This is a genomic window from Algoriphagus sediminis (assembly GCF_030403435.1).
GTDB classification, from domain to species: Bacteria; Bacteroidota; Bacteroidia; order Cytophagales; family Cyclobacteriaceae; genus Algoriphagus; species Algoriphagus sediminis.
Genome location: NZ_JAUEPH010000006.1, coordinates 153,975 through 174,692 on the forward strand (window position 1 = coordinate 153,975; position 20,718 = coordinate 174,692).

Annotated in this window: 19 protein-coding genes; 6 read left to right on the top strand and 13 right to left on the bottom strand. The window is 42.3% G+C overall.

The genetic code is table 11. The features are described 5' to 3' along the window. Window positions 1–17: 17 nt before the first annotated feature. The 3 genes from QVH07_RS14285 to QVH07_RS14295 are packed head-to-tail and all read right to left on the bottom strand — an operon-like array spanning window position 18 to window position 3,408. The gene (locus QVH07_RS14285; protein ID WP_290001569.1) at window positions 18–1,520 is read right to left on the bottom strand and encodes a Gfo/Idh/MocA family protein; all 1,503 of its coding nucleotides are present in this window, start codon (window positions 1,518–1,520) and stop codon (window positions 18–20) included. A gap of 24 nt (window positions 1,521–1,544) precedes the next feature. Then, entirely contained in the window at window positions 1,545–2,468 is a 924-nt protein-coding gene (locus QVH07_RS14290; protein ID WP_290001572.1) for a nucleoside hydrolase, read from the bottom strand. Beyond that, complete coding sequence (locus tag QVH07_RS14295) at window positions 2,452–3,408, bottom strand: Na/Pi cotransporter family protein (protein ID WP_290001574.1); 957 nt, start codon at window positions 3,406–3,408, stop codon at window positions 2,452–2,454. The genes QVH07_RS14290 and QVH07_RS14295 overlap by 17 nt, the downstream gene beginning before the upstream one ends. Before the next feature lie 70 nt (window positions 3,409–3,478). On the opposite strand from QVH07_RS14295, the gene QVH07_RS14300 reads away from it, so the two are divergent. Continuing rightward, entirely contained in the window at window positions 3,479–5,119 is a 1,641-nt protein-coding gene (locus QVH07_RS14300; RefSeq protein ID WP_290001576.1) for a sulfatase family protein, read from the top strand. A 242-nt stretch (window positions 5,120–5,361) separates the two neighbouring features. Here QVH07_RS14300 and QVH07_RS14305 read toward each other — a convergent pair whose 3' ends face one another. Next, complete coding sequence (locus tag QVH07_RS14305; protein WP_290001577.1) at window positions 5,362–6,498, bottom strand: acyltransferase family protein; 1,137 nt, start codon at window positions 6,496–6,498, stop codon at window positions 5,362–5,364. A 60-nt stretch (window positions 6,499–6,558) separates the two neighbouring features. Next, on the bottom strand, window positions 6,559–8,070 hold the full coding sequence (locus tag QVH07_RS14310) for a sulfatase family protein (protein WP_290001580.1): 1,512 nt from the start codon (window positions 8,068–8,070) through the stop codon (window positions 6,559–6,561). A gap of 168 nt (window positions 8,071–8,238) precedes the next feature. On the opposite strand from QVH07_RS14310, the gene QVH07_RS14315 reads away from it, so the two are divergent. Together QVH07_RS14315 and QVH07_RS14320 are read left to right on the top strand one after the other, a co-directional pair. Next, entirely contained in the window at window positions 8,239–9,045 is an 807-nt protein-coding gene (locus QVH07_RS14315; protein WP_290001583.1) for a C40 family peptidase, read from the top strand. Then, on the top strand, window positions 9,042–10,052 hold the full coding sequence (locus tag QVH07_RS14320) for a S41 family peptidase (protein ID WP_290001584.1): 1,011 nt from the start codon (window positions 9,042–9,044) through the stop codon (window positions 10,050–10,052). Before QVH07_RS14315 ends, QVH07_RS14320 begins: the two co-directional genes overlap by 4 nt. A gap of 32 nt (window positions 10,053–10,084) precedes the next feature. On the opposite strand, the gene QVH07_RS14325 is transcribed toward QVH07_RS14320, so the two are convergent. Then, window positions 10,085–11,944, bottom strand: a complete 1,860-nt coding sequence (locus tag QVH07_RS14325) for an alpha-amylase family protein (protein ID WP_290001588.1) — start codon at window positions 11,942–11,944, stop codon at window positions 10,085–10,087. Window positions 11,945–12,114: 170 nt separating this feature from the next. Here QVH07_RS14325 and QVH07_RS14330 point away from each other — a divergent pair, with 170 nt between their 5' ends. After that, window positions 12,115–12,645 (top strand): DUF2975 domain-containing protein, encoded by a 531-nt coding sequence (locus tag QVH07_RS14330; RefSeq protein ID WP_290001589.1) that lies wholly within the window; start codon window positions 12,115–12,117, stop codon window positions 12,643–12,645. Between the two features lie 2 nt (window positions 12,646–12,647). Then, entirely contained in the window at window positions 12,648–12,857 is a 210-nt protein-coding gene (locus tag QVH07_RS14335) for a helix-turn-helix domain-containing protein (RefSeq protein ID WP_290001591.1), read from the top strand. 114 nt (window positions 12,858–12,971) lie between these two features. On the opposite strand, the gene QVH07_RS14340 is transcribed toward QVH07_RS14335, so the two are convergent. From QVH07_RS14340 to QVH07_RS14370, 7 genes are all read right to left on the bottom strand, one after another. After that, on the bottom strand, window positions 12,972–13,784 hold the full coding sequence (locus QVH07_RS14340; protein ID WP_290001594.1) for an FKBP-type peptidyl-prolyl cis-trans isomerase: 813 nt from the start codon (window positions 13,782–13,784) through the stop codon (window positions 12,972–12,974). Between the two features lie 82 nt (window positions 13,785–13,866). Beyond that, window positions 13,867–14,256: a VOC family protein gene (locus tag QVH07_RS14345; RefSeq protein WP_290001597.1), complete on the bottom strand. Its 390-nt coding sequence runs from the start codon at window positions 14,254–14,256 to the stop codon at window positions 13,867–13,869. 27 nt (window positions 14,257–14,283) lie between these two features. After that, a complete protein-coding gene (gene ppk2, locus QVH07_RS14350) occupies window positions 14,284–15,072 on the bottom strand; it encodes a polyphosphate kinase 2 (protein ID WP_290001600.1) in 789 nt (262 codons plus the stop codon). Window positions 15,073–15,075: 3 nt separating this feature from the next. Then, window positions 15,076–15,924, bottom strand: a complete 849-nt coding sequence (gene ppk2, locus QVH07_RS14355; RefSeq protein ID WP_290001603.1) for a polyphosphate kinase 2 — start codon at window positions 15,922–15,924, stop codon at window positions 15,076–15,078. Window positions 15,925–16,106: 182 nt separating this feature from the next. Further along, window positions 16,107–17,213 (bottom strand): serine hydrolase domain-containing protein, encoded by a 1,107-nt coding sequence (locus tag QVH07_RS14360; RefSeq protein WP_290001605.1) that lies wholly within the window; start codon window positions 17,211–17,213, stop codon window positions 16,107–16,109. After that, window positions 17,203–17,622 carry a DUF1801 domain-containing protein gene (locus tag QVH07_RS14365; RefSeq protein WP_290001609.1) on the bottom strand — a complete coding sequence of 140 codons (420 nt, stop codon included), beginning with the start codon at window positions 17,620–17,622 and terminating at the stop codon, window positions 17,203–17,205. Before QVH07_RS14365 ends, QVH07_RS14360 begins: the two co-directional genes overlap by 11 nt. After that, window positions 17,619–18,893: an aminotransferase class V-fold PLP-dependent enzyme gene (locus tag QVH07_RS14370; protein ID WP_290001612.1), complete on the bottom strand. Its 1,275-nt coding sequence runs from the start codon at window positions 18,891–18,893 to the stop codon at window positions 17,619–17,621. The genes QVH07_RS14365 and QVH07_RS14370 overlap by 4 nt, the downstream gene beginning before the upstream one ends. A gap of 115 nt (window positions 18,894–19,008) precedes the next feature. Here QVH07_RS14370 and QVH07_RS14375 point away from each other — a divergent pair, with 115 nt between their 5' ends. Next, window positions 19,009–20,715, top strand: a complete 1,707-nt coding sequence (locus QVH07_RS14375; protein ID WP_290001614.1) for a GMC oxidoreductase — start codon at window positions 19,009–19,011, stop codon at window positions 20,713–20,715. Window positions 20,716–20,718 lie beyond the last annotated feature (3 nt).

Genomic DNA, 20,718 nt, shown 5'->3' on the forward strand with positions numbered 1-20,718 from the left:
TATTGAATACAAGGTATTTATAATTCCCAACCCTGCCTGTAGTCTCTCGTGAGAAATTTATTTGCATCTTCCTCATTAGTGATTTTTAAATTTTTCGCGTTGAACTCAAGCCTATTCCCTGAGCGGAGAGCTACCGCACCTAAATTGATTGTGTCGGTAATCGTTTGTGCTCTGATGAAACTACCTGGTGTTTGTTCTCCAGCCTGAATGGCATCCACCCAGGCGAGCGTTTTCCTATCCACTTCTCTGGAATTTATTCTCTCGGATTCTGGCCGGGCATTCATGCTGCTTTCTGGAATCAAAACAGGATCTTCACCTCGGAAACCTCCAAGGATTTTTCCCTTACTCCCCACGATCATAAGACCTTCCTGACCCACATCCTTTCCGTCTATCTCCAGTTCCTCCGGAGCAAAGGGCTTCATCCCTCCGTCATACCAAAAAAGGTCAAAACCTGGAAGAGTGGATTGTTCGGGAAATTTCCATTTGATCATGCAGCTGGCTGGAAAGGCCACATCATTCTCAACCCAACGGTAAACCTGATTCACTTCTTCCCTAGTAGTGGTTCCATAGGCCTTCACCGCCAAAGGTGAGCGATCTATCCCCAAAGTTTCAAAAAGTGGGAACAAACTATAATGTCCCATATCAGCCACCGAACCTCCGCCGAAATCATACCATCCACGGAAGACATTATGGGTGTAATTTTTATGATAGGGTCTATCTTTCTCTGGCCCCAGCCAAAGCTCCCAGTTAAACCCATCTGGAATTGGCATGGCAGGTTCTGGTCGCTTGGTCCATTGCTGCCAAACGGGTCGGTAAGACCAATTGTGAATTTCTTTTAGTTCCCCGATAAGACCTTCATCCATCCATGCCTTGATCTGTCTATATTCAGGGCGATCTGACCAGGCTAGGAGATGAGTAATAGCACCTGTTTCTTTGGCTTTTTCAATCACCTTTCTCCCTTCTATCAGCCTGTTAGAGATGGGTTTATGTGTAACCACATTAACCCTATTATCCATGGCAAGAATAGCAATGGCCGCATGAGTGTGATCAGGAGTCATGATTTTGACAGCGTCGAGATCAGTTTCCTTTGCGAAAAGCTCACGGAAGTCCTCATAAGAGGTACAGCCTGCATTCCCTTCGGATTTATAAAACTTGTCTATGTATGCTTTGCCCACATCTCGTCCTCCTGGGATTCCTGAAACGCCCTCCCACCAGGAGTCATCATTCAATACCTGGCGGATTCCATTTCGGATTCCATTGGGTGACCAGTCGATATAATCTGTTGAGTATTTATTTGAGTCGCAAACAGAAATCACCCGCACTTTTGGGTTTTGGAGAAGACTTCCCATTTCTCTCAGTCCTTGTGTGCCACAACCAATATTGGCGACGGTAATCTGGTCAGAAGGGGGAATGTGGCCCGTTCCTGCAATCACCGAAGATGGAACTACGGATATCGATGCTGCAATTGCAGCTGCAGAACCCATAAATTCTCTGCGATTCATATTTTTTGGAGGAGTCATTTTTTTGGGTTTAAGGTTTTAGATTTATTCTTTTATAATTCGCCAAAATTCATTTTTCATGGCTTCGGCATCTATCTCAGTGTAGACTTTCACTTTTCTTTGGGTATTTTCAGGGGGTGTGGTCACTTCCGAAATAGTAGCCCACTCAGGATACAGATAGGCTTCCACCAAGGCTAAATCCCACATCACTCTGGTTTTATCTTGAGGGTTTTGGATTCTCCATCGATCCTCAAGAATTTTTTCAATTTCTACTGATTCATCCAGCCTATCATAAGTCTCATCTCTATCAAACTGCAGAGCAAAAGAGGTCGTCGTCGTCATTATGGTGAAGTCCAGTCCTTCAAGATTAAGCAAGTAATCAAAGGCATTCAGGTCACAGCGGATGTTGAATTCGCTTTTGTTCCAAGCACCTGTCTCGGGAGAGTACCAGGAACCCAAGGAGAAAAGTTGGATTTTATCTTTGATGTCCGGTGCCAAAATCAAAGCAGTCGCCACATTGGTCATAGCCCCAAGTGTCAGGACATGGAGCTTTTCTTCTCCTTTCATCTTTCGGGCTTCGGCGATAATGGCCTGAGCTGCCGGAGAATCTCTTGGGTCCTGCTGTCCCCATGCCCTTCCGATCTGCCGATCGGCACCCAAGGGATGCGGGATGTCCATTCGACCCATGGCAGCAAGAATCTCCTCATTGAGGCGCTGACTTTCTTCGACTGGCTTGAGCGTCGCCGTTTCGTAGGCATTCCATTTTTCAAAGACATTGAGATCAGCATTGTTGAAATGCGCCGAACTAATGCCGATTAAGTCAATTTTATCAGACTTCACTAAGTGCGCAATCGCATAAAGATCATCCATTTCATTTCCTGTATCCGCATCGAGCCATACCTTTTGCTGCGCAAAGGATAAGGAAATAAAAAGAAAGAGGGTGAAGGTGGAGCTAAGGAATTTCAACATTGGGTTTATCAGGGATTATTCCAGACAGTAGTCTTTCAATATATCCCAAAAAGGGCAAAATTGTCAACACACCCAGGAAATTAAAGACCATATGGCCATTTGCGATCAGCCTTCCTAAATCATCAGTAGGAGAAATCCAGGTCACAAAATCCAGGAAGAAATCGAATAGGATCAGTCCTAATGCAATGGTCACTAGGTTAAAAGTCACATGGAAAACACCTGCTCTGATTGCCGCCCTTGATCCTCTTATTGTTGCCAATAAAGTGTCTGAACAAGTACCCAGCTCGGCGCCAAGCATTATAGATAAACCCGCTGCTGAACTTAAGAGACCCTGCTTTCCCAATACAATAGCAATACCTACCGTGGCACTGCTGGATTGGATGATTAGGGTGGTGAGACCACCAATCCAGGCTCCTCTGAATGGGCTTTCTCCTATAGATTCCAACAGAGAAACAAAATACTCACTATCTCGCAGAGGTAGCACAGAATGCTCCATCATGTAAAGCCCGAAAAAAAGTAATCCAAAAAAGAAAAGTACTTTACCCAGGGAATAGACATATCCCCTCTTGGCGAAAATCTGGATAACCAGACCAATGGCCAATGGAAAAATAGCGTAATCCGTAATACTTAATGCAAAAAGTTGACTGGAGAAGGTGGTTCCGATATTAGCTCCCAAAATGATCCCAAGAGAGTTTTTAAAACTCAATCCATTTGCATTGATCAACACAATGGTAATAATGATGACTGCTGAGGAAGAGCCCATCAGGGCAGTCGCTAGGATTCCTACCAGCAAGGAATGCAATACCGTTTTTGTGAATTTCGATATGACCTCATTAGCCTTATCTGATAAAACTTTTTCCAGGTGCTTAGACAACCGGGAAATTGAGTAAATGAAAAGTATAAGACCTCCAAAAAGAAAAGTGAGAATAGAAGCGTTCATTCAGTCTTTGTTTGCAAGGGCAGAGAATCCTTAGAAATTATTGATAATTTAAAGAAATAATGCCTTTGCCATGAGAAATAGCTTTCATCTTTTATTGATTGTTTTTATTCTTTTTTCCTGTGAAAAAGGAGCTCAAGAACCCGAAGAAACCAATAATATCTCTTATCCAGATCGCCCCAATATCGTTTGGATTGTAAATGAAGATATGTCTCCTGAGCATTTGGGTGTCTATGGAGGTACTGGAGGGAAAACTCCAAATATCGATGCTTTGGCCGCTGAAGGCCTGAGGTTTACCAATGCTTTTTCCACAGCAGGGGTCTGTGCACCCAGTCGTGCGGCTATAATTACAGGTGCTTATCAAACCTCAATTGGTGCGCATAATATGCGAACTACCGGAATGTCCGCTAATGCTCTTGAGGCCTATCCTCCAGGTTTTAAAAGCTACAATGTGGTTCTCCCCGAAGATATGTGGCCCTATCCGGTTCATCTCAGAATGGCTGGGTATTATGTAACCAATAATGTAAAGGAAGACTATCAATTCCAAAGTCCTGTAATGATGTGGGATGAAAGTAGCAGGGAAGCTCATTGGCGAAACCGTCCTGATCCTGATCAGCCCTTTTTCTCAATTTTCAATTTGACCATCTCGCACGAAAGTCAGGTATGGGCTCGTGCGGATGAGCCACTGTTGGTCGATCCGGATTCTGTTCTGGTTCCACCTGTTTATCCGGATGATTCCATTTCCCGACAGACAATTGCCCGCTTTATCACCAACGTGATGCAAATGGATGAGCAGGTAGGTGATATTATTCAGGAGCTCAAAGATGAGGGCCTATATGAAAATACCATTATCTTCTATTACTCTGATCATGGAGATGGAATGCCTTATTACAAGAGGGAGCTTTATGACCGAGGCCTCAAAATTCCATTGATTGTGAAAGCTCCTTTTTTAGAGGCTGGTTCTGTAACCGATGAGCTTGTAAGCTTTGTGGATTTTGGACCGACTGTCCTTTCACTTGCAGGAGTTCAAATTCCCGAAAGTATGCAGGGACAGGCTTTTCTCGGAGATCAAAAGTCGGAGCCTCGCAAATACATTTATGCCGCTCGGGATCGGATGGACTCCGAATACGATCGGGTCAGGGCTGTTTCGGATGGTCGATTTAAATACATCAGAAATTACATGCCCGAAAAGCCGAATTACCAAAATATCCAATACCGCCTTCAAAATCCCCTGATGGTTCATTTGCTCGAACTGAATGAAAATGGGGAACTGAATGAAAATCAAGCCCGCTGGTTTGCCCAAAGCAAGCCTGAGGAAGAACTATATGACACCCAAAATGATCCTTGGGAATTTAACAACCTGGTTGGGAATCCTGGGTATGCCGGGAAGTTGGAAGAGCTGCGCAAAGCCCATGAGGATTGGATCGAAAAGTACGGAGACAAAGGTGCACTGAATGAAATGGAAATGGTCAGAAGCTGGTGGAATGGAGGGGAAAATCCTCCCATCACCGCTCCAGCTGAGGTGAGTTTTTCCGAGGGAAAAGTCACTTTAAGCTGCCCCACTTCTTCTGCTTTGATCGGCTGGAGAAAATCAGAAAGCGATACATGGCAGGTTTATACTGCTCCTTTTGAGGCTCAAGCAGGAGAAACAATTTACGTGAACTCACATCGGATTGGCTACGAGCCCTCCGAGTTTCAATTAACTCTTGAATGAACAATTTATTCCCACTCGCCCAAGGGCTATTCATTGGCTTCAATGTCTACGATTCTCGAAAGATTTTAGGAATTCAAATGAGTAGAAAATGAATACTCGAATTGGTATTATCTCCATTTTGAAATTTCAGATGGTAAAGGAGAGGTTCCATAGGAGTTGTGAGGGATAGGATTGGAATTTTTCTTGGATTATTTGTTCCCTATTTCTCTATCAGGAAATAGTTGACCAGCATTAGCATAAGCTTAATTTTTTTTGAACTTCGGTTTCAAGCCAAATAGGGGCCGAACCCATTTCCATCGACGAATTAGAAATTCATAAATCAAAAATGTCAAACCAAAAGTCCCAAGGACCATTATCAGAAACTTTGGAAGGAACCCCCAGTCCAAATGCATGATGTAAAATCCAATCCCGATGGTGATAGTCTGGTGAAGGATATAGAAAGGATACACGGCCTCGTTCGCATAGCTTAGCTTTGAACTCGGTTTATTTAAATTGGCAGCTCCATATCCGAATAGTGTGAGAATCCAAGCCCATAAATTGGCTACTTTTAGCGCAGCTTCTATAAAATGAATAAGCGTAGAGTCTTCCCAGATTAAGCGAAGACCGATCATCAGAGTGAAGAATAAAATGCCCAGATAGAGGTACTTTCTTCTATTTTCTTGAACGGTTTTCCAGAACTCCGCTCCTGTAGAAATCAGTAAAAACCCGAAGAAAAATAGCGTTCCATAATTGACCAAGTTGAACCAATCTCCGATAAGGGCATGTGTGGATGGAAAAAATGGTTCTATCAATGATTCCCATATATAAAGTGGGATTATGAGGAAAAATAATCCAAATGGTTGTGCGGCCCACTTGCGAAGCAGATTCAATACTCTAGCCTGTGGATGAGATCGGAAATATAAAAAGAGGGGTAGCAAAAGGATCGAAAAAATAAATAGGTAAGGTAAAAACCATAGTTGGTGCCAAGAAAAGTTCCCTTCTGGATAAGTGCCATTAGCGAAAAGTTGGCTAGGCCAAAAATTAAAATACCCTGGAAGGATCTGTCCAACATCTAATCGTTCAAAGTATATCTGGGGTGGAACGATCACCAGCATTCCAAAGATTAATGGAATAATTAGTCTGATAAATCTTTCCTTCGAAAATTCCATCCCTGATCTACTTGATAACGCGTAAAAGGTCCCCATTCCAGAAATTACAAAGAGGATTGGTAATCGCCACTGATTCAGAAAAAGCATGGGCCAGCGAAGGTCAGGATAGATAATGTCATTTTTGATATGGAAATCCCAAGGGACAAAGAACATCCCTACATGATAAAATATCAGAAGGCCAAAAACGATTACCCTGAGCCAGTCTAAATCGTAACGACGAATCTTTTTCATTTTCAGATTTCAGTCCTTATTTTTCAAGTAATCTTACACCTAAAGGCAGGATGAAAGATATTATTCCAAATCGCTTAGACAGGGAATCCCTTCCCTAGAAAATTGCCCGAAAGGAGGCCGAATCCGATATTCTTCGATTTGCTTTTGCCAATCAATGTTTTCATGCTGATAATCCGGCGTATACCGTGCCTCATCCCAATAGGTTGATTTGGGGTTTTCGAATCTCGGGTCACCCGTTTGCTCCATCCAATCCAAGAGCTCCTTTCTCATTTCTTCCTTGACGCTTGCAAAACTCGGGTTGCTTGCCAAGTTGTTCAGTTGGTAAGGATCTTTTTCCACATCATATAGTTCTTCCTCAGGCCTTTGGCCAAAGCTTAATTCAAATAAATCAGGAAATCCAGCTGCCGATTTCCCCTCCAAAGCCATAATCAAAAACTTGGTAATAGAATGATCTACATCCCCGTATTGCCCGACGGACTGATGGACTGTCGGGTCACCAGCGGGATTTCGCTCCGGCATGGGATTCCAGATATAGAGGTATTGATGAGTTCGAACCGCCCGCATGGGATAGCTGAGATCTCCTTTTCTCACATTGGCATGACGCTCCCGCTCCAGAAAGACCTGATCCCGATCTTGCTTTTCTCCCGCCAAAAGCCCACAAAGTGATTGCCCTGACATAGAGTTTTGGCTTTGGCCCGCAGCCTCTACAAAACTCGGAGCGAAGTCTACAAAATTCACAAAGTCATGAACCACCGTTCCTGGCTTGACTTTCTTGGGCCAGCGAATCGCAAGAGGCATGCGAGTGCCATAGTCATAGAGATTGGCTTTGGCCCGAGGAAAAGGCATTCCGTTGTCACTCGTCATCACGATGATGGTATTGTCCAGTTCGCCCATTTCCTCCAGCATCGCGATCAGTTGCCCGCATTCCCGATCAAAGCGCTCGATCTCGAAGTAATAATCCACGATATCATTTCGCACGCAGTCATTATCCGGGAAAAAGCCGGGAACTACCACATCTTCTAGTTTCATTCCGGCTTGAATTCCCGTGTTGGCTACATACTCCCTATGAGGATCAGTACTTCCAAACCAAAAAGTAAATGGGGCTCCATCTGGACGATTGGCTAAAAATTCGGCAAAACCCGTGTAGCTTTTGCCCGCGGGATTATGATCAAAACCAGTTACTTCGAACTCTCCCGGTCCCCAGCCTTTGCGGGTGGAACCGGTGTGATAGCCAGCCTTTTCTAAAATTTGAACATAAGTGGGCTGGGCATTTGGGAACTCAGACCAGAGATTTCCTCCATCTCCGTTTTGATGAGGATATCGGCCCAGCAAAACTGAAGCTCTTGAAGGAGAGCATGAAGGGGATGCGGTATATGCATTGGTGAAAAGTGCTCCTTCAGCGGCCAGTCGGTCAAAGGTGGGTGTTCTTACGACTTGATCCCCATAGACTCCTGCATGTGGAAAAGACCAATCGTCGGCGATTAGAAAGAGGATATTGGGTTGTTTGCTTTGTGCATTCGCGGTAAAAAAGCAGGAGAGTAAAAGAGAAAGGGCTAGGAACAGACTTTTCATAGACTTAAAGTTTCTTGAATTTAGATTGGTAGAAGTTTTATTCCAACCTTCCATGGTTCAAGTATTTATTTGGGTAGAAAATAAAATAATTTGCGATGCAACCTTCGGCCATTTTCGTGCATCTACTTCTCAGGAAGTAACTTTTATCTTTGAACAAACCGCGCTGTTTTGAAAAAAATCATAATCGTCTTGGTTTTGCTGCTGGGTTTCCAATCCCTCAAAGCTCAAGAAAAGGAAGGTTATTGGGGTCTTGCCATTGGCTTGAGATCTCAAACCTTTCAAGATCAACTGATCACGCAAAGCCGTTACAGTGGTGCACCGATCTATTTCATGTTGAATCATGAGCGTCAAAAACCCAAGAAGTTCAGCAGTTTTCAGTTCGAGGGAAGCGTGGGTCCTTTGAAAACGAAGGAGTTTGAACTGGGAAAAAATCTGGGAAGGTACCAACAGCCACAGATCACCTCCTACTGGAACGAAATCACCTATTCCTCGCTTTTTCTATTCAAGTCATCCGAAAAGTCCAGCTGGTGGATAGGTCCTTCTGTCTCCAATCTGATTCATGTTCGCTTTTCTCCCCGTTGGGATAATAGTTCAATCAATTATGATTTCAGCGGGAATCTTCAGGCTGAGGTACGTTACCGCCAAAGTTTTGAGCTTTTTGGGAAAAAGATGAAAGGAAATATTGGGCTTAAGCTTCCGCTGATCGGCTACATGACCCGTCCAATTTTTGCAGGGGTTCCCGATTTTTTGGATCAGGAAAGAGGCTTTGAAAACCAACTGTTTGAAAATACTTCTTTGAGTTGGCTGGGTAATTTCCCCCGAATCCAATTTGACAACTTTGTGGAATTCCCCATCGCTGGGGGGAATAAGATTCAGGTGATTTACAATTGGGAATATTATTCTTTCCAGAGCCCCAACCCCGTTCAGACAGCCGCTCACACTTTTGGTATCAACTTTCTAATGCGAACGAAATGAAAAAGCTAACTGGAATTTGGACCCTATGTATTCTGCTTGTTTGTGGATCTTGTGAACAGCTATTTCTGGACTCTCAGCCGGATAATTCAAATGCTGAGAATTTTGATATTCTCTGGGAAGTGATGAATGAGCGCTATTCGCTTTTTGAGTATAAAAAAATCGACTGGGATAGTGTACGTAATGTGTATCGTCCGTTGGCCCTTCAGGCCCAAACTGACACTGAGCTTTACGATGTATTTGCATCAATGCTCAACACCCTTCGTGACGGTCATGTAAACCTTCGAACACCTTTCGATATTAGTAGGTATTTACCCTATTTGGGCGAACCTGCTAATTACAGTTTTGATGTTTTGGAGCAAAATTATCTTGGGGATTACCGCATTACTGGATTTTTACTCAATCAAGAGATCGATGGAGTAGGGTATATCCATTATCGAAGTTTTGCCACACCGATTTTGGACTCAGAATTGAATTATGTGATAGATCGCTTCAAGGACTTGCCAGGGGTGATCATAGATATTCGAAACAACGAAGGCGGAGATCCTGCCAACGGTTTGAAAATCATGTCCCGAATCATTAAAGAGCGGACCAAGCTTTTCTCATACCAATTAAAAAACGGCCCAGGTACAAATGATTTTTCAGATGAAAAAGAGATTTTTCTTGACCCCGATACAGAAAATCCGTCTTTCAATGGGAGAATTGTGGTGCTGACCAATCGGGCTGTTTACAGCGCAGGAAGCTATTTTTCAGCCTATACAAAAGCTCTTCCAAATGTCCCTCTCATTGGAGATGACACCGGAGGGGGATCAGGCGTGCCAGCAGGATACGATCTCCCCAATGGCTGGTATTTCAACTATAGCAGTACGATTGGCTACACGGTAGACGGGCTGAATTTCGAAGGAGGAGTGCCAGTTGACATCCGGGTAGAAATGACACCTGAGGACATAGCCGCAGGAAGGGACCCGATATTGGAGCGTGCTATTGAGTATGTGAAGAGGGGAAATTAATTGGAAACAAAGTATCCTCTGTCCTAATTTTATCAGTTTACCTCAAAGACGGCCGATTCCCAAGGACCAAAATCCAAATCGATCTCAGCGCCTGAGTCTGTAACTCGTAACATGGTCTTTTTCTTTCCAAACATCAACTCCTTGATCTCCCGCTCTCCTTTTTCCAAGCCCCATGCTTTTAGCAATTCTGGAGAAAGTTTTAGCGTCGTTTTCAACGATTGGAATTCATCAAAGTTGGTTACTACGATCAACTTCTGACTTTCATCCCAGCGTGCATAAGAGAAAGCCTTGTCCGTGTAATTCGGATTAATCGATCTATTGAAGACATGTAAATCTAAGTATTCCCCCATCAGTGCCGAACTGTTTCGGGTAAAGTTCAGCACCTCGGAATAGTAGTTTCGCAGCGCTTTTTCATTGTCTGAAAGTTGCCCTCCGTCAAATTTTCCTCCATTCATCCACTTCTGATGCTGTGGTACGCCGATGTAATCGAAAATGGAGGTACGGCTAGGGTCGCCAAAGCCCGCATCTTCAGCACCTGGTTCTCCTACTTCTTGGCCGAAATAGATCATCGTCGGAGAAGTGGTGGAGGTGGCTGAAACCACTAAAGCCGGTAAAGCTTTCCACGGATTTCCAGCGAATTCAGGACTGGCAATCCGCTGCTCATCATGATTCTCCAAGAAATGAAGCATATGATGCTCGATGTCCTTTAATCCATCCAAAATCGGAGGTAAATTATCAGTGGACCCATACCCGTACATGATGTGCTTCAAGGTGTCATACAGCTCTACCTTATCATAGAGGTAATCCATTTTGCCCTTGTGGATATAGTCTCGATACAAGCTGGGATTATAGACTTCAGCTAATAGAAAGGCCTCCGGATTGGTGTTTTTGATATTGGAATTGAGGTAAGACCAAAACTCCACAGGTACCATTTCCGCCATGTCGAAGCGGAAACCATCCACATCTTTGCCCAGCCAAAATTGGGTAATATCCTTAAATTTTTTCCAGGAATCCGGCACGTCCTTGCCCTGCCAGAATTCATAATGCGCCTTCCAATCCAAGGAGTCCGCTCCAGAAGGTAATTCATCAAAATCCTTTTTACCGTCGGGACTTACTCCATAATTGATTTTGACCGTCTCATACCAATCGTAGAAATCAGGTTGAGCCAATCGGGAACCGTTTCCAGTCCATTTAGCTGGGTTTTCGTCAAACTTTCCATCGGCTAATGGATGCTTTTCCGCGCCTAGCGGCTGATAGCCGTTTTTGGGTTCTGGTACCTGAAAAGCTTCTCCTGGGATATAGTAAAAGTTGTTATCCTTAGCGTATTCGACCGTTTTATCATCATCCGCACCGAAATCCAGAACTCCTTCCGGATTATTTTTCCCTTCATAATGTCTTGAAACGTGATTAGGGACAATATCAATGATCACCTTCATTTCGTGCTTATGAGTGCGGGCAATCAAGGCTTCGAATTCCTCCATCCGCTTGGTCACATCCACCGCCAAATCAGGATTGACTTGGTAGTAATCCCGTACTGCATAAGGCGAACCTGCACGTCCCTTAATCACATCCGGATCATCTGAACTTACGCCGATCTCAGGAAAATCTCCAATAACTCCATGATGAGGCACTCCGGTGTACCAAATGTGGGATACGCCCAGTTTTTTGATCTCCTCCAAAGCTGTATCCGTGAAATCATTAAACTTTCCAACACCGTTTTCTTCCTTGGTTCCCCAGGGCTTATTGCTGGTATTTGTGTTGCCAAAAAGGCGGGTAAAAACCTGGTAAACGACGATTTTTTGAGGTTTCATAGGTTTTGGTTCGGTTTGTTCATTTGGCTGGCAAGCCAGACCTGTCAGAATTATGGATAGGAAAGTGACAAATCTTTTCATGTTGGAAAATTAGAACAAAAAGAAATCAAATCTCAAGACAAGGGCGAATTTGGCAAAAATGAAGTCAAATCGCCTGATTTGAATTAAATACTGATTTATTGAAAAAAATATTATAATTATTGAAAAACAATAAAAAATATATGATATTTGATTAATTAAAATTTCAAATTATGACTTTAGCCTCCAAGACCCCACTAATACTTAAGATCATGCGAGTCATCGCCTGGATTGCATTTATCGGTTTTTTGATTCAAGGATTTTCAATTTTAGGACTGACCATCTTTACAGTCTTAAAGGATACTGGAGCGGAGGATTTTTATGATCATATGGACCTTTCAATTCTGTTGGATTACAGCAAATTTCAATTCATCGGTTTCAATTCCTTTCTTGTTCTAGGCTCTTTTTTGAAATCAATTGTTTGGCTTTTGGTGATCAAGACCCTTACCGGATTTAATCTGAGTCAACCTTTTACCATGGAAGTAATTAAGAAACTTGAAGAGATGAGCTACTTTTTGTTCAGTATTTGGGTGATTAATATCATCGCCAATATTCAGCAGAATTACTTATTGCATCGTACCGGGGAATTTTTTGGAGAGAAGGCAAGTGGAGAATTTCTGTTTATGGCAGGATTGGTTTTTGTTATTTCCCAAATTTTCAAAAGAGGGGTGGAAATGCAAACTGAAAATGAATTGACTGTCTGATTATGCCGATTATTGTGAACCTTGATGTGATGATGGCTAAGCGAAAAACTTCACTTAATGAGCTTTCAGAAAAAGTGGGAGTTACTACAGCCAATTTATCTATCTTAAAAACGGGCAAAGCCAAGGCAGTAAGATTTAGTACGCTGCAGGCTATTTGTGAGGCTCTGGATTGCCAGCCAGGAGATATTTTAGAATGGCGAAAAGAGAACTGATCCTGCTCCAGAACTAGCCGTTGGATGGAATTCTTTTCAATTCACCTTTACTAGACTCAATTTGACAGGGTTGAAATAGGATTATCAATTAATTTAGACCCTTAGAAATGAGTATCAAATCTTAGACTCTAGCTCTTCTTTTTTGCTCAGCAAAAAGCTTTGTTCCGGTTCTTCTTTCAATGCTTCATCTACTATTTCCAAAGCTTTATCAAATTCTTCTTTGCCTTCGTAAGTTAGCATCAAGGCATAACGAAAAGTCTGGCGATCATTTAGGTTGTTTGATTCACCAAGGAAATATCTGGACAGTTCCTCAGAATCTTCGAATTTTCCCTCGTCAATAACCTCCTGAATAAATGGAAATATGAATTCTAATTCCATATGGAAATCTAATACAGACTCAGTGCTAATGATTTCTTCATAAGATGCAACTACCAAGTCTACTCCTCCCTTATCATAAAGTGTGGAGAGCGTATCCGATAAGGGTAATTTTGGTTCGGAAACAGAAACAATTTCATATCGGTCATACACTAAAGTTGCATTCGGCGGAATAACATCACTAGCTCCATCATCTCCATAGGCTAATGAATCAGGAAGAATAGCTAGCACATTATCACCTTCTTTCATGAGATAAGCCATTTCCTCAAATCCTGAGATCACAGGATCGTATCCCAGAATAAATGAGAAGAGTGAATCTGGTGCTTCATACGAATTCCAAACGACAGAATCTTCAACCATTAGACTGAGCTTCGTATCTAGCATAGAGCCCTTTTCCGCTTTCTTACCCTCGCCTCTTTTCAGGAAGACATATCGAAGACCGGTTTCGGTTTGGATGGTATCTCCGGTTTCAGCCTCTTCGATTGAACCTGATGGTCCGGAACAAGCGGCCAAATAAATTAAAATGGAAAAGAAAAAGATTGACCTTTTCATAGTGCTGTAGGTTGATGTCAAAAGTAAGATAGCCATTTCTGCGAAATGAAAGGTTTCAAAAGAGCTTGTGCTCTTTGGGTTTTCAAACCGTCAATTCAATCCAGTTACCTTCTGGATCTTCTATTACGCTTTCAAAGTACCCATCACCGGTAGTTCGAGGTTCTCCAACCACCTTGATTCCTTCTTTTTTTGCTTTGGCCGTATAGGCCAAAACATCAGACTGGCTACCAAGAGAAATCGCAAAATGGGCAAGGCCAATCCGATCAGAATGGGAAATGCCAGAATCGGAAATGTTTTCTTCCCGATGCATTAATTCTAATCTTGCCCCCTTGGGAAATGAAAGAAAATAGGAACTAAATTTTTTCCTTGGGTTGTGATAGAGGTCATTGCTTCCAAGGTCAAAAAAATCACAGTAAAAAGAGCGCATCTTTTCCAAATCTCTTACCCAGATGGCTAGATGTTCTATTCGCATGTTGAAAATGAGATGAACGTTTTGGGCTTAGACTTCTAAGGATTCATTGTAAGGAATGATGTCCAGAAAATGGTTAATGGCAAATAATCTAGCCTCTAGTTTTTGATTGGCGCTTACTACGACCCAAGGCACCAATTCTGTGTTGGTTTTCTCAAACATCAACTGTTTATAATGAGTGTAAACGTCCCACAATTCCTGAGCTTTCGCATCTACAGGCGTCATTTTCCATCGTTTCAAGGGATTCTTCTTGATATCCTTAAATCGGATGGCTTGTTCTTCCTTAGAAATAGAAAAATAGAATTTGATTAAATACGTGTCAGATTCAACCAGCATTTTTTCAAAATCATTTACCTGATTCATGAAAATGTGGTATTCCTCCTCAGTACAGAACCCGTTTACTGGTTCCACCACAGCACGATTATACCAGCTTCTATCGAAGAATACGATTTCACCGGGCTTTGGAAGTTGATTTATATACCTCTGAAAAAACCATTGATCCTTTTCGTCTTCAGTAGGTTTATCTAGGGCGACAATACGGAAATGACGAGGGTTGATGTACTCCGTGAACCTTCGGATTGCTCCTCCTTTGCCTGCGGCATCCCGACCTTCAAAAATCACAACAACTTTTTTTCTTCCCTCAATTACCCATTGTTGGACTTTAATCATTTCCTCCTGCCGCTTTCTGATTTCCTCGTTATGACTGGAAATGTAGAGGGCTTTTTCAAGGTTTACCTTTTTTGGCTTTAACAGGGCATGTAAACCTAACTTAGAATTAAGAAGCTCAACGTTTTCTTCTGTCAATTTTATCTTACTCATGGTTTAAACGTCTATTTGGAGTACACTTCTGTGGTATGGCATAATCACATTTGGATCCGGTATCAAATTGACACCGCTTGATCCTTTGCCACTATAATCAAATTGGGAAAGCACATATCGCATGCTTTCCAGCCTGGCAATTTTTTTATCATTTGCCTTTACTATTACCCAGGGTATATAATGTGAATGGGTTCTGCTGAACATCTGCTCTTTATAGTGAGTGTAATCATCCCATAATTCCTGCCCCCTCATATCCACTGGGCTAAACTTCCACCTTTTCAAAGGGTTACTAAGTCTGTCTTCAAATCGCTTCTTTTGCTCATCCTTGGATATGGAAAACCAAAATTTGATAAGGTTCATATTGTCCTCATAGAGAAGATGCTCGAATTCCGGAACCTGAATCATAAACTGCTCATACTCATCGGGACTACAAAAGCCCATCACCGGCTCCACCACGGCCCTATTGTACCAGCTTCTGTCAAAAAACACTACTTCACCTGGATTTGGTAAAACCTTAATATATCGTCTGAAATACCATTGTCCACGCTCCACTTCGGTAGGCTTGGTCAGTGCTACTACTCGGGAAGATCGTGGATTCAGGTGTTCTTTAAATCGCTTGATTGAGCCTCCTTTCCCAGCTGCATCACGACCTTCAAAAATAACGGCAACCCTTCTTTTTTCTAGCGCGATCCATTTTTGAAGATTCACAAACTCAGTTTGTAAAAGCGCCAATTCAGCTTCGTATTTTAGTTTTCTGAGCGTTTTTTTGATTGGGATATCATTTTCATTGGCGATCTTAATGAGGTCATCCCGAGTTTTAGCATTCTCTAATTGCTCTGCCGTAAATTTCATAAAGTAACTTTAAAAGTATTGGGCATTTTCATTAAAAGAGAATTTTGCCCTCTCTCAGCCCCAATATCTACTTTTCCTGATGATCTAAAAAATTTTGAACATTACGATTTAGGCTTTTCTGCGAGTAAACTGACCAAGATCATTTACCACCACCACCTCGGATTACCGTCAAAACCGCCTGCTCAATTCAGAACCAACTCGTTAGCAATGGGAAGAATAATTTCCTGACGGAAGTCCTCATCATAATCGCAGTTTGCCAATAAAACCAATCCAATTTTTTGACTTGGTATCATAAGCAAAAAGCTTCTAAATCCAGGATCTCCACCAAAATGTCCTACACCCTTGAAACGTTTGGTCTCATATTGCTGGAATCCGAGGTAAATCTGTGGAAAGTTATCGTCAGGTGATGTAATTTCTGATATCAGGTGTTCCTCCTTCATCACCTTGATCATCCAATTTGAAATATCCTGGGCAGATGAATTTAACGTGCTGCTTCCTGCATGAACGCGGGAGTAAGGATAATTTGAGATTTGCTCAATATTTCCAAACCAATTCTTGGTATAAGGAGTAGATTTCAGGGAGTCGGGGATTTTGGGATATTCAAAATCACTGGACTCCATACCGTAAGGCAAAAGGATATTATCCTTTATGAAATCTTCAAAGGATTGAGCAGAAACTTCTTCGATGATCAAGGCAAGAAGATTATAACCCAAATTGCTATAATAATATTCCGTGCCGGGAATCGATCTGGCGTCCAAGGTTAGGTGCTCAAAATAATTTCGCAAAGCATCCTTGGAGGCCAGGGCTTTTTCCCATTCATAATCCCTGATGTCGGGTAGACCGGAAGTGTGATTTAGAAGCTGGCGAGTGGTTATGTCACCTGAGTTTCCTGAATAATCGAGGTCAGGTAAAATATTCGAAATCTTGCTGTTCAGCTTTAGTTTCCCGGAATCACGGAGAATCAAAATTCCCTGAGCCGTGAATAATTTAGATATGGAAGCGGTATGGAAAATGCTGTTTTTGGTGACAGGATAGTCTTGAGCTAAATCTCTAAGTCCATAGCCACGGGCAAATATTATCTCATCATCTTTTACAATTCCGATAGAAAGTCCGGGAATCTCATACTCATTCATCCTCGAAGTGACTAGGGAATCAGCAAAGCGCTGAATTCCAACCAAATCAAGATCTCTATATATTTCTGGCAGACTTTGCTTTTCACAGCCAATCGCGACCAGAACCATACAAATTAACCCTGTGAGTTGCTGAGATATGCCTTCTCTAATTTCCAAGGAGAGGAATATGTTTGATGCTATGATAGCGCAGAGCCATGCTTATGCAATGACTCAGTTCTCTTTGAGGGATTTTATCTGAAAGATCAAATCTGATTTCCCGGTTTCCTTCAAAGTGGAAGGTTTCTGGATAAAGAGCTTTGAAGGTAGGAACGAGTTGCGAAGTGCATTTGAAAAAGATGGAAAATGACTCCGGTTGTTTTTTAGACCAGGCAATTCGAATTGTGCTTCCTTTTTTTGTAAGATAACTGGGTTCGCCCCATCGGAGGGCTTCTTCTATTTCATTCACTCCATCCGTTTTCATTCCAGTGTTCAGAATCAATTCTCGTAATTCTAGAATTCTTTTTTGAGCTTCTTTTGGATAAGTTTCAATGACCTGTCCGACCTCTTCCGAAAGTTCTTTCATCATGATCTTGCTATTTCTTTTAATGCTTCGGCAAGCTTCTGCATATCACTAGTTTGAGTGTATAGACCCGGAGTCACTCGGATACAACCCTTTTCACCCAAGATTCTAGCTACAGTAAAAATCCTGTATTTATCCAGTAATTCATTCTCCACTTCTCTCCCGGTCTTCCCTTTAATTCTGAAGGAAGCTATTCCACATGAGAGGTTTGGGTCAGTGGGAGTGATAACCTCAATTCTCTCCATTTCATTCACCTCAGAAATCCATGAGTTTTTCAGGTAATTCATTCTCTCCTGAATTCTGTTTATACCAACCATTTCATGAAAATCTATGGCATGTGGAATACTCATTTGAACAGCGAAGGGAGTGGTCCCAACATGTGCCAGCCTCCTGATCTGGTTATTTTTTGGAGCCTTATCTCCGAAAAGAGAAGCCATCTCAGCGATTCTTTCTTTCTTTATGTAAAGCAGTCCTGCACCAATGGGATTCCCCATCCATTTATGGAGATTCATCCCTACAAAATCAGAACCCATACTTTTTATGTCGAAGGGAATATGCCCGAGAGCATGAGCAGAGTCAGTAATTGTATCAATTCCTTTTGCCCTTGCCATCGCTGTGATTTCCTTGACAGGTACAATTAAACCCGTGATATTGGAAACCTGGGTGAGTAGTATCACCCTGGTTTTTGCAGTGATTTGTTGCTCATAGGCTTCTATGATTTCTTCCTGACTTTTTGGAAGTAAAGGCATTTGAAATGTCTTGACTTTAAGCTTTCCCCTTTGCTCGAGCATTTGGAAAGTTTCTACCATGCTATAGTAATCCAACTGATTCACTATAACTTCATCACCTACATTCCAAGGGTAGCCTTGTATGGCGATATTCAGTGCTTCGGTGGCATTCCGGGTGATCAAGATTTCTCCTTCATCCACTTTCAGAAAACTTGCAATTCGGGAAAGGGAGGCTCTGAATTTTTCTGGAAAAGTTCGCCGGGCGAAAAGTGCACCCTCTTCATTCACTTGATTTACATAGGATTCATAGGCCTCTAAAACGGGTTTGGGTTGAATTCCGAAAAAGCCATTTTCCAAATTGATGAAGTCAGGAGATACCTTGTAGTATTTTTTGGCAAGGGAGGACCAGAATTTTTCACTTTGGTCTTTTTGAGAAAAAACAGTCTTTGAGTTTTCCGAAAACGCCGATAATTCATTTGAAAAAGGAATACCTGAAATTACTGCAGTGCTGCCTAAAACCTTTAGAAATTCTTTTCTGGAGTATTTCATTTTTCACTGAAATTAATTCCTCTTTAAGTTAGTCCAATTCCTTTAGAATCTGGATTTGGCTGAGCATTATCTTCCTCTAAGGGAGATTACTTATATTAATGCCAAATTTTATTTTATGGCTAATTACAATATTGATGCTGAGAAGGATTTGACTTACGATGCGATCGTAGTGGGATCCGGGATCAGCGGGGGATGGGCAGCCAAAGAGCTCTGTGAAAAAGGATTGAAAACCTTAGTCCTGGAGCGTGGCCGGATCGTCGAACATATCAAAGATTACACCACTGCGCATCTGGATCCATGGGATATGGAATATAGAGGGGCAATGACCCCAGAACAAAAGAAAATTCATCCAATCGGAGAAAGAGTCGGTTTTGTGGGGGCTACCAATCAACATTTTTATGCAAATGATCTGGAGAACCCATACACCGAAGTAAAACCATTTCTATGGGTTAGAGCTCATCAAATGGGAGGGCGGTCTTTGCTTTGGGGAAAGCAAACCTATCGCTGGTCTGATCTTGATTTTGAAGCCAATGCCAAGGATGGTCATGGAGTGGATTGGCCAATAAGATATAGGGATATTGAATCCTGGTACACCTATGTAGAAAAATTTGCCGGAATATCCGGTGAAGCAATTGGTTTGCCTCAGCTTCCTGATAGCTATTTCCTACCTCCAATGGAACTGAACTGTGTGGAAAAACATGTAAAGGAAAGGTTGGAAAGTAATTTCAAAGGGAGGAATTTGATCATAGGTCGTTGTGCACATTTGACAGAGGCCATTAACGGAAGAGGGAAATGTCAATTCCGAAATCGTTGTGATCGAGGCTGTCCTTACGGAGCGTATTTTAGTAGTAATTCTACGACTTTGCCGGCGGCACATGCTACCGGGAATCTTACGATTCGTCCTTTTTCCATTGTTCAGTCCATAGAATATGATGAAGCCAAGGGCAAAGCCTCCGGTGTGCGAATCATTGATGCTGAAACCAGCGAAGAAATAGTTTATAAGGCTAAAATCATTTTTTGTAATGCGTCAGCATTGAGCACTACTCAGATTCTTTTGAATTCCACCTCAAATCGTTTTCCTGAAGGTTTGGGAAATGACAGTGGTGAGCTTGGGCATAATCTGATGGATCACACCTATCGAATTGGGGCGACTGGTTTGGTAGATGGATTTGAAGATCAATATTATTCAGGCCGCAGGCCAAACGGAATTTACATTCCGCGATACGTGAATCTTCAGGATGGACCTCAATCGGATAAGTTCGTTCGAGGCTTTGGTTTCCAGGGTGGAGGCTATCGGCAAGGCTGGTGCCAGGGTACCAACATGGAGGATTTCGGTGGAGATTTTAAGGATAAGATCATGAACCCGGGGCAGTGGGAGTTTTTCATTACTGGTTTTGCAGAATGCCTTCCTGATCATAGCAATAGGGTTTATTTAAATAAGGATGTAACGGATAAGTGGGGACAACCAACGCTCTCTGTGGATGCAGAGTGGGGAGAGAATGAATACGCTATGAATAAACAGATTCGATCGGATGCCAAGGAAATGCTGGAGACCGCTGGATTACGGGATGTTATTGATTTTGACAATAAGCATGAGATGGGATATGGAATACATGAAATGGGAACAGCCAGAATGGGAAGAGACCCCAAGACTTCTGTACTAAATGGAACCAATCAAATCCATGGCTGTAAAAATGTATTTGTAACCGATGGGGCATGCATGACTTCTTCATCCTGTGTGAACCCTTCATTGACTTATATGGCTTTAACGGCCCGTGCTGCAGATCATGCGGTTAAAGAATTAAATAAATTAAACCTGTAGATC